Raw genomic sequence first — 12,000 nt, forward strand, 5'->3', positions numbered from 1 at the left:
ATAATCTATAAAAAAAAGAGCTATTGTTTTACACAATAACTCTGTTTCAAAAAACTAGATTTTTTCTTAGATAATGCTACAGTTACAACCTGAATATCAACTGTTTCAATAAGCATCCTACAAGATTCGCAATATGGTCTAATTGCCCGCACTTCATTCGTTACTTACGCATCGGTTCATGTAGACCCAAGATAATCCCGCTTAAAAATATTCATCAAGACAGCGTTATGATAACTTCCATTAACAAAGAACGCTTCTTCTAACGTAGCTACATATTTATAGCCACATTTTTTATAAACATGCACAGCTTTTTCATTTACTTCATCCACATATAAAAATAGCTTGTGCAAATTCAATACTTTAAACGCATAATCAGATGCTAAATTCGTAGCTTTGGCTGCATAACCATTTCCTTGAGCAGCAGGATCAATCATGATTGCATATTCAGCATGGCGATGTATATAATCGATATCAAATAATTGAACAAGGCCAATCGCTTTCTCACCGTTCGTTAAAATAAAGCTTCGTGCACTGTTATTTTGCTGCTCTTTTTCAAAGATTTCACGTAATCTAGCCTTTGAGTAATAAGCTTCCTCAAACCAATAGGACATAATTTCGGGATCATTCACTAACTTGTGTAAAAAATGAATGTCATCTTCTTCATAAGCTCTTAATCTCAGTTGCTCTGCCATTTCCTTACTCCTTCTTCCATACCTCTGGATTGACAAGATTTCCTGGTTTTTCACCGTTCAATCCCGCTCTTAAATTTTCAGCTGCCAACTCTGCCATTTTAATTTCCGTTTCTAATGTAGCTGAACCTATATGCGGCAGCGTGACAACATTATCCATTTTTAATAATTCGTTGTCAGGATCCACAGGTTCTTGTATATATACGTCTAACCCAGCCGCTGCAATCTCTTCATTTTTAAGCGCCTCAATGAGATCCGCTTCCACCACCGTACTTCCTCGGGAAACATTAATAAAAATTGCGGATGGCTTCATGATTTGGAATTCCTTTTTGCCAATCATTCCCTTTGTTTCATCTGTTAAAGGGGTGATGAGACATACATAATCCGAACTCCTGAGCAGATTTTCAAGATTCATATGCAGTGCATTAAATTGTTCCTCTGCATCTGGTTTCGGCGTGCGGCTATGATAGAGTATATCCATATTAAACCCTAAATGAGCTCGTTGTGCAATAGCTTTACCAATCCGTCCCATTCCGATAATTCCGAGCGTTTTATGATGAACATCTGCGCCGAATAACTCTGTTGTAACAGCTTCTTTCCAGCGTCCCTGTTTCACGTATTGATCGAGCTCAGGCATTCTTCTCGCGGTCGAAAGCATTAAGCCCATCGCCATATCAGCCACCGTGTCTGTTAATACGTCTGGCGTGTTTGTTCCCATGATATTTCGTTTCGTTAATTCCTTGGTATCTAAATTATTGTATCCGACAGACACGTTACTAATGATTTTTAAATTTGGCGCTTGATCTAACACATCACTTTTCCCAGGAAAGTCCAATCCAATAATGCCCTCTGTTTCTTGGAGAAACGGTAAAAAATCAGGATCTTTATGAGCATCTTGTTCTTTGAATATCTGTACATCAAATTCTTCTTTTAATGTGCTAAGTACCGGTTCTTCTATTCGGTCATAAATGATTACTTTTTTCTTCATATGACGGTCACGCTCCCTTTTTTATTCCGCTTTACAATTAGAATAGCGATTAAACAGGTGTATTCCTTATGCAGAAATACACCTGTTCTTCTATTTATCCACTTTTTCTATTCACTTCATTTACATTGCTGTCTAATCTAATTTTAAACCATCCTTTTTTAATTGCAAGGATCGTAATTAGAATCGTAAAACCTAGTGTAATTGTGATAAAGAGCCATGATTGTGAGTTCACAACCATCACTGGTGAGAAGGTAATACGCATTAACTCTACTGAGCCAATTACAATAAATGCTAAGCCAAAATCATTGAGTGTATTACTTTTCAAATCAGGATCAACAATTCTGAGTAACGCAATCCCCATTGCTACTGCTCCTGTTGTCCAGCCCCAAGTCAAACTTCTTAGGAATTTATCAGCAGCTTTCTCTAATTTCCTGCAAGATACTGAATGTGAAGTTTACTTTGCTCTTTTTGATGTTCAACTATTTGCGGAAAACAAACATGATGCGGATATTGATAATGTCGTTCAGCCGGACCTATCTGTTGTGTGTGACAAAGGTAACCTTGATGATAAAGGGTTGTAATGGGGCGCCAGACTTGATTATTGAAGTACTTTCTCCTTCTTCTATTAAGATGGATCACTGGAACAAGTATCGGCTTTATGAAAAAGCAGGAGTCAAGGAATATTGGCTTGTTGACCCAATTAATCAAGCAGTGGAAGTGCACCTTTTAGTTTCTGCACACTATGAATTCCAGGGTGTCTTCACGGAAGAAGATACGATTTCTGTTCATATTTTGCCTGAATTGACATTAGATTTGTATGAAATATTTGATTCAGATGGATCATGATAAAGAGATACTAACAATTGTTTCTTATACGGCATCTCCATCAGTTTAACGGCCACAATTGCTTTATCCAAAAATAGAGATGGAGTTATCTTCAACCTCCAATCTGATGGTAAGGATTGGGGATTGGATGATTTCATTTTGTATTGGGCTTTTGGCATAGGTGACAGGCATTTCGATGCGATAGGACAGTTTTCTAATTCAACAAAATGCCGCTTAGCTACTTCTGAAACCTCAACTTCATTTTCATCCCTGAGAATACTAACTTTCTTTGTTATTCACTCCTTACCATTGTTCCAAAAATATGTGTCAAATAAAATGCGGTGAATAATAATATTTATGGAACACTCGAGTCAGCCGATTATTTATTTGCTCGGAATTCAACTTTCTTTCTTTTTGACTTTCTGCCCAAATCATCATTTCCTTATTCCTTGGATCATTTTCATTCACTATGACTTCCAAATATTCTTCATATCCAAATAAGCCACCCACATCTTCTGGTGGTCTTTCCCCATTTCCATCTAGGTATGTCGCTCTAAAGTCATGAGACCTTTCCGTTTTTTCCAGTGTTATATGATGGTACCACGAATCTCCAAAGTCATACTCATACATGACTTTATTGTGTTTCGAAAAAATTTCCTCCAATGAAACAAACCGTTCTTGCAGAATATCAAATTCCCCATGATCTAAAAATTCCAGCGTTTCCGGATGATCGTCCATTATTATTTTAATTGGCTTATTTCCCTCCATATCCACTGTAAATTCATGTAAATGGTAATTTTTCCAATCAAAGACCGTTTGGATTATATTATGAAGATGTCTAAATGAAAACGTCGATGGCACGGTAACCCTTCTCCAAACGTCATGACTGCCTAAATCGATTTGTATTTTCAGTTGATAGCGCTCATGATCCAATACAGGTATACATTTATCGTTATCTAATTCATAAACAGTCCCTAAACAATTTAGCATTTTTTCTACAGGATAACCATATTCATCCGAATCATTGATCTTTTGGATCTGCCTTCCCGCTAAGAGGCTTATATATTTTTGAATTTTCGTATCTTCATTCAAATATTCTGACATAAATTCAATTTCCCGTACCGTATTATTCAGCTTTGCCACCATGCTTCTATTAGCTGTTTTGGAAAAAGAAATTTCACCTGCTTTATGAATATAAGCGTTAATGATAGTTTGACTGACACCTTCGATACGTAAAACTTCCGTAATTGCTTCAATAATTAAGCCTCTTGCATTAGAAAAGTCCTTTTTAACCGGTCGGTATATTACGACTGGATATCTCGTTTCGTTGTTCATTAAAATAATCGCTTTTCTTCTGTTAATACTGACAAAATTGGCGTGCCACGCCATAAAGCTATTCGGAAAATGTTCATGACCTTCTGGTGTAACTAATTCATCTCCCTTTATACCTAACTTCTCAAGTAAAGCTTTCGTACATTGGATCATCATCTGTCTCACCTCTCTGATAATAATTCAATATTCACTTTCATTTTAAATATCTTGAATTTGATACTTCTTCGCTATCTCTTTCGCTTCTTTGATCCCTGCCTTCGTTAAATAGACCGATTTGGAGCGCTTACTTCCACGAATGAAATCTTCGTCAGTAAGTTCATCAAGAATATCAAAGGGATATCCTTTCCAACTCCTTCTCGTTTCTCCGAATAGTTCTTGTAGTTCTTCCTCTTTCCACGATGTTAAATATAACAATAGCAAGGTTAGCTCCTTCACTTTCCGCTCCATTTGCGATCCTCCTCATCCTCTCAACTCGCCAAGCGCATTTCAAGATATAACCGTTCAGTGTAGATTCATTTAATGATAACGTATATCGACATACTAAATCACTTCATCCATTAACTATATGAATGAATTTCATCATTACCAAAGTCGGCTTCTCCATCACCATATGTAGTTGGGAACGAACCAACTCAACTACATATGGTGATGGTGAAGCATTAAATACGTATTATGAAATTCATTAATTTAACTAAACTTGATTTTTTCCATTTTTGAAAAATCAAGTTTGTGAAACAGGACAAGTCCTATCTTTTTTGAGCAATTTTCCAAAAAAATGCAAAAATGAAGTTATTTATATAAAATAATATTACAACATTGTGAATCTCAAACAACTAACATCAAATTTTCATATAGATTTGCTATAGTAAAGTAAGGTTAATTTGAAGGTAAAAAAAGTACCTCTGATTTTTTTAGACATAGCCATTTATATTAAATTGAAAAAAGGAGAATTCATAACGTGAAAAAATTAATTGCTGTTTTAATATTTTGTGCTGTAGTCCTGCTAGCAGCGTGCGGCGAAGAGATAGAACCGAATATGGAAGGAGAAGTAGCGGACTTTAGCTTCACTACACAAGCTAACGAAACGTTAAGCCTTGACGATCTTAGAGGCGAGTGGTGGATTGCAGATTTTATCTTTACAAATTGTACGACTGTTTGTCTTCCAATGACAACCAATATGGCAGACTTACAATCTAAATTAAAGGAAGAGGATTTAGATGTTCAACTTGTTTCCTTTAGTGTCGACCCTGATTATGATAGTCCTGAAGTACTTATAGAGTATGCCAAAGAATATGATGCCGATTTCAACAATTGGTCTTTTTTAACCGGATACGACTTTGAAACGATTAAAGAATTATCCATGAATTCATTTCGATCTGTCGTCGAGCAAGCGGCTCCTGGCGATGATCAAGTGACCCACGGGACAAGCTTCTTTCTTGTTAACCCAGATGGCGAGATTATCAAAAGATATAGCGGAGTAGATAATAACGAGATGGATCTGATTGTCGAAGATCTCAGATTAGTTTTGAACTAATAATGAAAAATATTCATGGAACAAAGGCGCAAGCGCCCTTGCATGTTAAAAACGCGATCGTCTTCGCAACACCTGCACTAGCACATCCAGTAGTCGCAGCAACGTACAAACTATGCCTCTCAGGAAGAGAGGTCGTTCGATGTTGCCCTAAGACGGGGCGAACTTAATCGAACTTCCCCTTTACTGGAATGAGATAACAGAAACATGCCCCTTTAGGGGGAGACGTGAGTTGGGCGTTAGCCCGTTCTTAGTCGGCCTTCCCTTTTTCTTGAGTTGATGTTGACTTTCGGCGACTAAGCCTCATACAAACCAAACGGCTAAGTCTTCTTTATCGATTGGAAGAGTGTGAAGTTTGGGACTGCGCATTGCTCGTCCCACCAAAAGATCTGCTAGTCGCTGGACGCAGAGCGGACGTGGCTAGTGCTAGCAACTTTAGTTATCCACAGCATTTTTATTTTATAGTTTCCAAGCTATTAAAAGAAAAGCAGCGCTCATAATCAATCTCTTTTTCATACGTATACCTCCATTTATGTCAATATCCGTATCGATCATATTCATTAAAACTTGCTTACCTCTATACAACCGCTATCCATTCTTATCGTACTTACCCAATGTGAAAGAATGATGAAAACGGTGTATTTTCATAACGTGAAACTTCAATACGTGAGGTTTTCGGGAGCACAGGAGGTGCTAGTATCAGCGTTGCGAAACGAATCGCGTTTCTAGTCGACGGTACTTACCCCACTGATTGCTGGTTGAACGAATCTGAGGTGTTAGCTCACGTTTCTTCCCACCTAACCTTTCTCGACATAACCTGAATTCTTGAGGAGTGTTACGGACGGTTACAGCGGGACAAATTCGCTCAAGGCCCTCTAACAAGTTAAAAAAAGAATAGCGAGCAAAATAAACCTGCTCATTGTTCCCTTTTGTTCCAATATTTTAAAATGTCTTCCTTGCCATTTGTTGAAGCGGATCCCATACCCCGTTATATGGAGGTGCATAACTAAGGTCTAAATCAGCCAGTTGCTGGATCGTCATCTGATTGTAAAGCGCAGTGGCGAGTACATCGATACGTTTATCAACGCCCTCTTTACCGATAATCTGTCCTCCAAGCAGTTCATTCGTTTTGCCATGATACAGCAATTTCAGATGCAAGATTTCTCCGCCAGGATAATAGCCTGCATGCGAGTTTGCCTTCCTTGTCAGCACCTCATAGGGAATACGAAGTCTGCTTGCCTCTTTTTCGGTTATACCTGTACGACCTAACGTTAAACCAAAAAACTTAATGATGGATGTCCCGACAATTCCTTTGAAAGGTAACGGATTCCCGGCCATATTGGCTCCGGCAATTCGGCCTTGTTTATTTGATGTCGTCCCGAGCGGAATATGGTCATCCAGCCGTTTCACGATATGGTACTGTGTCGCACAATCACCAGCAGCATAAATATGTTCAAGGTTGGTTTCCATATAAGCATTAACATGGATTGCTCCTTGCCTCGTCATCTGAAGGTTTGTATTTTTTAAAAATCCCGTATTGGGTCTAACGCCCATTCCTAGTAAAACAAGATCTGTATGATGTACTTGTTTGTCCGTGATCACCGTTTCAACCCGATCGTCACCTGCAAATGCTTCGACCGATTCGCCAAGTACAAGCTGAATCCCATTTTCTCTAGCTTCTTCCTGAATCAGTTCAGCCATGTCTTGATCAAATATCGATGCAATTTGTTTACCGCGTTGGATAAGGGTGACTTCTTTCCCAAGGCTTCTGAAGCTCTCCGCTACTTCCAAACCAATGTAGCCACCACCGACAATCGTAACGTGTTTTATATTCTCGTCTAAATCTTTCAGAATCGCTTCTGTATCGGTTATTGTTTTTAATGTATGGATCCCCTCCAGTTCCATGCCCTTCCATTCCGGAACGAGTGGGTCGGAACCTGATGCGATCAGCAGCCGATCATAATTTAATTGAAAATCTTTGTTTGCTTTTGCATCCGTTCCATAAACGATTTGTTGTTCGGCATCTATATTCGTTACCTCCGTATTCACTCGGGCATCGATCTTATACTTTTCCCTGAACGCTTCAGCGGTTCGTGCAACGACGGCTTCTACAGATGGAACGACACCACTTATAACATAAGGCAAACCGCACTGTCCGTATGAGTAGTCATCACCACGTTCAAGAACCGTCACCTGTGCCGAGTCATCGGTGCGGATTATTTCCATTGCCGCACTCATACCAGCAGCGACACCTCCGATAATTACATAACGCAACATAAACTCCTCCTATTAGTATCAAGATATCATTATAGTAAGATAGTTTAACCACAAATGTACTCTTTTCACTCTTATCGTACGTATCTAATGTTAAAGAATGATGAAAGCAATAGCAATTTTCGCGGGATTCTTCTCTCACCATTCGTAATATTTTAGTATTGCATAAATTTGACTGTGAAAATGTTATATTACCTACAAACTTGGGTATAATAAAGTTGATAGACATTAGAGTTATATAAGCGTATAATCTTAAATCGTACGTTGTTTTTTAAGTACATATATACATTTGAAGGGGGTACTATCTTGGCTAATGAAAACGCTAATAATAAAAAAACAATGAATCGCAGGATATTTATGAAAAATGCTGGGATATTTACTGGTGGTGTAGTAGGTGGATCTATCCTCGGAGGGATATTATCGAATCCGTTTCTAAAAGAAGAATCAGAGTCATCGCAGCCTGCAGTAGAATCAGCCGAGGATTTCCAAGAAGCGCGTATATTTTTTGACCGCTTTGAAGACTTTGTAATTCTAAGAGCTGCAGTAGAGCGTATCTATCCGGAAGATGACAATGGACCAGGGGCAGTTGCGCTAGGCGTGCCATATTTCATTGATAAGCAATTAGCAGGCTCATGGGGAACGAATGCGAAAGAGTATATGCAAAATCCATTTAAGGTCAATGGTGATTCTGAAGATGTGATGCGTTATGAAACACCACTAAACAGAGGGCAAATCATCATCGAAGGCCTGAGGAAAATTGATGCGGTAAGTGAAGAACAGTTCGGTGAAAATTTCGTTAACATCGACAGCGAGCAGCAAGACGAGATCTTACAATCATTCGATAATGGAGAAGTTGAATTGACTGGTGTAAGTTCGCAGCAATTCTTTAGCATACTTCGAAAAATGACGATCGAAGGTGCCTTTGCCGATCCACTCTATGGCGGAAATAAAAACATGGATGGCTGGAGAATGGTAGAATATCCAGGTCCACGTCCAGGCTTCATCGATATTATTGAAGAAGAAGAATTTATCAAAATGGATCCGCTCGGTTTGAAAGACTATCAACAATCATAAGCGTAAACAAAACAGGAGGAAGATTTCATGGCAATAAAGCTGGATAAAGTAGATGTTGTAGTAGTTGGTACTGGTTGGTCAGGTGGTATTGTATCCGCCGAGCTTGCCAAAGCTGGCTATAAAGTTGTTGGACTGGAACGAGGAAAAGAAAAATCAGTCAATGACTATTTGGGAAGTAAAGATGAACTTAGATTTACACAGCGTTATGATATGATGCAGGATTTATCAAAGGAAACAATTACTTCTCGCAGTGAAATGGACGAAGAAGCTCAGCCAGTCCGAACACAAGGTGAAATGATGGTTGGTAATGATGTAGGTGGAGGCAGTGCACACTGGGCAGGCTGTACGTTCCGTAATAATCCATTTGACTTTGAAGTGTACAGTAAGACGGTTGAAAAATATGGGGAAGACAAGATTCCAGAGGGAATGACCTTGCAAGACTGGGGTATCACCTATGATGAATTTGAAAAGTACTATGACCGCTTCGAAAAAACAGCTGGAACATCAGGAGAAGACGATCCATTAGCACCACCTCGTTCGAATCCTTACCCAAACCCGCCACTCAAAAGCTCGCCTGCAATCAACTTATTTAAAGAGGCAGCAGAGAATCTCGGATACCATCCATATATGATTCCCGCAGGTAATATGAGTGAAGCGTATGAAAACCCGGATGGAGAAAAACTGAGCCAATGTCAATTTTGTTCCTTCTGCTCGCATTACGGGTGTGATTTCGGAGCAAAATCGGATCCTGTCGTAACTGTTATTCCGACAGCGCAAAAAACAGGGAACTACGAGCTTCGTCCTCATTCCTATGCCCGTCGTGTGGTACATAATGGTGAAAAAGCCACTGGTGTGATATATGTAGATATGAAAACGGGACTGGAATACGAACAGCCGGCAGATGTAGTCGTTTTAGGGGGATTCACCTTTACAAATACACGTTTATTACTACTCTCTGAAATTGGTAAACCTTATAATCCGGAAACAAGAGAAGGTGTAATTGGAAGAAACTTCGTCGGCCAATTCAATAATACGTTCCTTGGGGTTCGAGGCTTTTTCAATGACAAGAAATTCAATATGTACGGAGGAGCAGGTGCGCTTGGTGCAACATTAAGAGACTTTACTGTGGAACATATTGATATCGAGGGTAAAAACTTCTTGCATGGCGGACACCCAGAAATCAGACAGTATGGATTGGGACCAATTCAGAGTCTTGCTGTTCCAAGTGATACGCCTAGCTGGGGTGCCGAGTTCAAAAACAACTCTGTCAAATATGCAAACAGTATGCTGCATGTTTGGTTTGTACCAGGGGTTATGCCATGGTGGCACAACTATACAAGCTTAGATCCGACTTATAAAGATGCTTTTGGAGATCCGTTACTGCGTATAACAAATAAGTTAACGGACCAAGATATTAATATTGCGAAGTACGGCATCGAAGTAACTAAAAAGATTATGGAAGAAATGGGCGCAGATATTATTGATGAAGATGAAGTGCCAGAAAAATTTGACCATATCTACAGCGGTGGGCATTATGCTGGTGGAGTAGCGATGGGTGCCGATCCGGAAACTTCTGCAGTCAATAATTACTTGCAAATGTGGGATATGGAAAACCTGTTTGTCACAGGCGGATCCGCGTTTCCACACTTCTCCGATTATCACCCGACCGGAACAATCGGCGCTTTAGCTTATCGTGCTGCGGAAGGTGTAGAGGAATACCTCAAAAAAGGTGGATTACTTGCCGAAAAGAAAACGAAGACACATAAAATGGCTTAAAAGAAAAGTAGGTGAATATTATGGGTATAGCTAATATTGGTATTCCAGGCTTGATTCTTATTGTTGTACTAGCTCTAATTATTTTCGGTCCAAAGAAACTGCCTGAAATTGGAAAAGCAGCCGGAGAAACGCTCAAAGAGTTTAAAACCTCGGCTAACGAATTGGTGAGTGAAGACGAAAAGAAAGAGGAAGACACAAGCGACTTAGAAGTTAGGGAAGAAACATCGGATAAACAAGCTTAATTACTTATTGAACAAAGGCGGAAGCGCCCTTGCAGGTTAAAAACGCGATCGTCTTCGCAACACCTGCACTAGCACATCCAGTAGTCGCAGCGACGTACAAACTGTGCCTCCCAGGATGAGAGGTAGTTCGATGTTGCCCCAGGAAGGGGCGAACTTAATCGAACCTCCTATTAGATAAAGGAAACATGTCCCTTTAGGGGGAGACATGAGTTGGGCTTTAGCCCGAATTTAAACGGCCCTCCTTTCGTTATGAGCCGATGTCGACTTTCACCACAAGGGTATAAGTGCGCCTAAGCCTCACAAAGACCGAACGGCTAAGTCTTCTTTATCGATTGGAGGAGTGTGAAGTTTGATAGTTGCTGGGCGCAGAGCGGACGTGGCTCGTGCCAGTAACTAATAGTTACTTACAGTATTTAACTATTTATAGTCTCCTGAATGAATTTCATCATTACCAAAGTCGGCTTTGCCATCACCGTATGTAGTTGGGAACGAACCAACTCAACTACATATGGTGATGCATTAAATACGTATTATGAAATTCATTATCTCCTATGTAATTAAAAAACTCCTTCGAATCACTCGTGCGAAACGTACACGATTCGGAGGTGTTTTTATATAAAACAATGCAGTTAGGTCGGCTAAGACTATAATTTTTCTATAATACGGACTTTAAATCTTTAACAAGTTCGTCAAGCTCAACCGTGCTTGTTCCATCATATTTTTTTACAATGTTTCCCTTAGGATCAATCAAGTAAAATCCGACTCCATGAGCCCTTTGCCCAATAACTCCTTCTTCAAGTACAGCTTTAAATGTATGCTCCGATATTTCTTGAATCGTTTCAAAATCATAGCCAGTTAAAAAGCTCCATGTCTCTAAGTCTGCATCATACCCTGCGGCATATTCTTTCAATACTTCAGGTGTATCGTATGCTGGATCAACACTAAAGGAAACAATTTGCGGACTTAGACCATCCTCTTTCAACTTCCCTTGTACTTCAGCCAGATTCGCTGTTGTTCTTGGACAAACCGTCCGACAATTCGTGTACATGAAATTAGCTACCCACCACTCGTCTTGAAGTTCATCCGAATGTAACATTTTCCCGTCTTGTGTCACGAATTCAAAGTCCACCATCGGTTCAGACATATTTGTTTCTATATTGTCACCACAAGCAGCTAGGAAAATCATGATAAAAAGTAATAAAAATTTCCGGACTTTCATTCTTATTCCTCTTTTCTCCGTACAGTATATCGATAACTTTCTCCGTTATA

Annotated in this window: 13 protein-coding genes; 6 read left to right on the top strand and 7 right to left on the bottom strand. The window is 39.5% G+C overall.

All coding sequences use genetic code 11. The features are described from left to right. Window positions 1-176 precede the first annotated feature (176 nt). From L3V42_RS11505 to L3V42_RS11515, 3 genes are all read right to left on the bottom strand, one after another. On the bottom strand, window positions 177-692 hold the full coding sequence (locus L3V42_RS11505) for a GNAT family N-acetyltransferase (RefSeq protein ID WP_235762161.1): 516 nt from the start codon (window positions 690-692) through the stop codon (window positions 177-179). A gap of 4 nt (window positions 693-696) precedes the next feature. Beyond that, window positions 697-1,677, bottom strand: coding sequence for a 2-hydroxyacid dehydrogenase (locus tag L3V42_RS11510; RefSeq protein ID WP_238472039.1), 981 nt, complete (start codon window positions 1,675-1,677; stop codon window positions 697-699). Between the two features lie 94 nt (window positions 1,678-1,771). Continuing rightward, window positions 1,772-2,038: a hypothetical protein gene (locus L3V42_RS11515; RefSeq protein ID WP_238472040.1), complete on the bottom strand. Its 267-nt coding sequence runs from the start codon at window positions 2,036-2,038 to the stop codon at window positions 1,772-1,774. 233 nt (window positions 2,039-2,271) lie between these two features. Between L3V42_RS11515 and L3V42_RS11520 the strand changes: the two genes are divergently transcribed. After that, window positions 2,272-2,523 (top strand): Uma2 family endonuclease, encoded by a 252-nt coding sequence (locus L3V42_RS11520; RefSeq protein ID WP_238472041.1) that lies wholly within the window; start codon window positions 2,272-2,274, stop codon window positions 2,521-2,523. Window positions 2,524-2,829: 306 nt separating this feature from the next. On the opposite strand, the gene L3V42_RS11525 is transcribed toward L3V42_RS11520, so the two are convergent. Both L3V42_RS11525 and L3V42_RS11530 read right to left on the bottom strand, forming a co-directional pair. Further along, window positions 2,830-3,990, bottom strand: coding sequence for a plasmid pRiA4b ORF-3 family protein (locus tag L3V42_RS11525; protein ID WP_238472042.1), 1,161 nt, complete (start codon window positions 3,988-3,990; stop codon window positions 2,830-2,832). Window positions 3,991-4,032: 42 nt separating this feature from the next. Further along, window positions 4,033-4,281: a DUF6429 family protein gene (locus L3V42_RS11530; protein ID WP_235762165.1), complete on the bottom strand. Its 249-nt coding sequence runs from the start codon at window positions 4,279-4,281 to the stop codon at window positions 4,033-4,035. Window positions 4,282-4,870: 589 nt separating this feature from the next. On the opposite strand from L3V42_RS11530, the gene L3V42_RS11535 reads away from it, so the two are divergent. Then, a complete protein-coding gene (locus L3V42_RS11535) occupies window positions 4,871-5,368 on the top strand; it encodes an SCO family protein (protein WP_255783458.1) in 498 nt (165 codons plus the stop codon). 939 nt (window positions 5,369-6,307) lie between these two features. Here the strand turns inward: L3V42_RS11535 and L3V42_RS11540 are convergent. Then, window positions 6,308-7,639 (bottom strand): CoA-disulfide reductase, encoded by a 1,332-nt coding sequence (locus L3V42_RS11540; protein WP_238472060.1) that lies wholly within the window; start codon window positions 7,637-7,639, stop codon window positions 6,308-6,310. Between the two features lie 306 nt (window positions 7,640-7,945). Here L3V42_RS11540 and L3V42_RS11545 point away from each other — a divergent pair, with 306 nt between their 5' ends. The 4 genes from L3V42_RS11545 (at window position 7,946) to L3V42_RS18325 (ending at window position 11,292) form a co-directional block, all read left to right on the top strand. Further along, the gene (locus tag L3V42_RS11545) at window positions 7,946-8,713 is read left to right on the top strand and encodes a gluconate 2-dehydrogenase subunit 3 family protein (protein WP_238472044.1); all 768 of its coding nucleotides are present in this window, start codon (window positions 7,946-7,948) and stop codon (window positions 8,711-8,713) included. 27 nt (window positions 8,714-8,740) lie between these two features. Beyond that, a complete protein-coding gene (locus tag L3V42_RS11550; protein ID WP_235762168.1) occupies window positions 8,741-10,489 on the top strand; it encodes a GMC family oxidoreductase in 1,749 nt (582 codons plus the stop codon). A 20-nt stretch (window positions 10,490-10,509) separates the two neighbouring features. Continuing rightward, window positions 10,510-10,731 carry a twin-arginine translocase TatA/TatE family subunit gene (locus tag L3V42_RS11555; protein ID WP_235762169.1) on the top strand — a complete coding sequence of 74 codons (222 nt, stop codon included), beginning with the start codon at window positions 10,510-10,512 and terminating at the stop codon, window positions 10,729-10,731. A 435-nt stretch (window positions 10,732-11,166) separates the two neighbouring features. Further along, window positions 11,167-11,292 (top strand): hypothetical protein, encoded by a 126-nt coding sequence (locus tag L3V42_RS18325; protein ID WP_255770907.1) that lies wholly within the window; start codon window positions 11,167-11,169, stop codon window positions 11,290-11,292. A 94-nt stretch (window positions 11,293-11,386) separates the two neighbouring features. Here L3V42_RS18325 and L3V42_RS11560 read toward each other — a convergent pair whose 3' ends face one another. Further along, a complete protein-coding gene (locus L3V42_RS11560) occupies window positions 11,387-11,950 on the bottom strand; it encodes an SCO family protein (RefSeq protein ID WP_235762170.1) in 564 nt (187 codons plus the stop codon). Between the last annotated feature and the right edge of the window lie 50 nt (window positions 11,951-12,000).

Source organism: Oceanobacillus alkalisoli (assembly GCF_022213125.1).
Classification (GTDB): domain Bacteria; phylum Bacillota; class Bacilli; order Bacillales; family Amphibacillaceae; genus Oceanobacillus; species Oceanobacillus alkalisoli.

What these genes read in the sequence shown, in the direction of transcription:
- L3V42_RS18325 (WP_255770907.1), top strand. Translation starts at nt 11,167, where the DNA reads ATGAATTTCATCATTACCAAAGTCGGCTTTGCCATCACCGTATGTAGT.
- L3V42_RS11525 (WP_238472042.1), bottom strand. Translation starts at nt 3,990, where the DNA reads ATGATGATCCAATGTACGAAAGCTTTACTTGAGAAGTTAGGTATAAAG.
- L3V42_RS11560 (WP_235762170.1), bottom strand. Translation starts at nt 11,950, where the DNA reads ATGAAAGTCCGGAAATTTTTATTACTTTTTATCATGATTTTCCTAGCT.
- L3V42_RS11505 (WP_235762161.1), bottom strand. Translation starts at nt 692, where the DNA reads ATGGCAGAGCAACTGAGATTAAGAGCTTATGAAGAAGATGACATTCAT.
- L3V42_RS11510 (WP_238472039.1), bottom strand. Translation starts at nt 1,677, where the DNA reads ATGAAGAAAAAAGTAATCATTTATGACCGAATAGAAGAACCGGTACTT.
- L3V42_RS11535 (WP_255783458.1), top strand. Translation starts at nt 4,871, where the DNA reads ATGGAAGGAGAAGTAGCGGACTTTAGCTTCACTACACAAGCTAACGAA.
- L3V42_RS11550 (WP_235762168.1), top strand. Translation starts at nt 8,741, where the DNA reads ATGGCAATAAAGCTGGATAAAGTAGATGTTGTAGTAGTTGGTACTGGT.
- L3V42_RS11530 (WP_235762165.1), bottom strand. Translation starts at nt 4,281, where the DNA reads ATGGAGCGGAAAGTGAAGGAGCTAACCTTGCTATTGTTATATTTAACA.
- L3V42_RS11515 (WP_238472040.1), bottom strand. Translation starts at nt 2,038, where the DNA reads ATGGGGATTGCGTTACTCAGAATTGTTGATCCTGATTTGAAAAGTAAT.
- L3V42_RS11555 (WP_235762169.1), top strand. Translation starts at nt 10,510, where the DNA reads ATGGGTATAGCTAATATTGGTATTCCAGGCTTGATTCTTATTGTTGTA.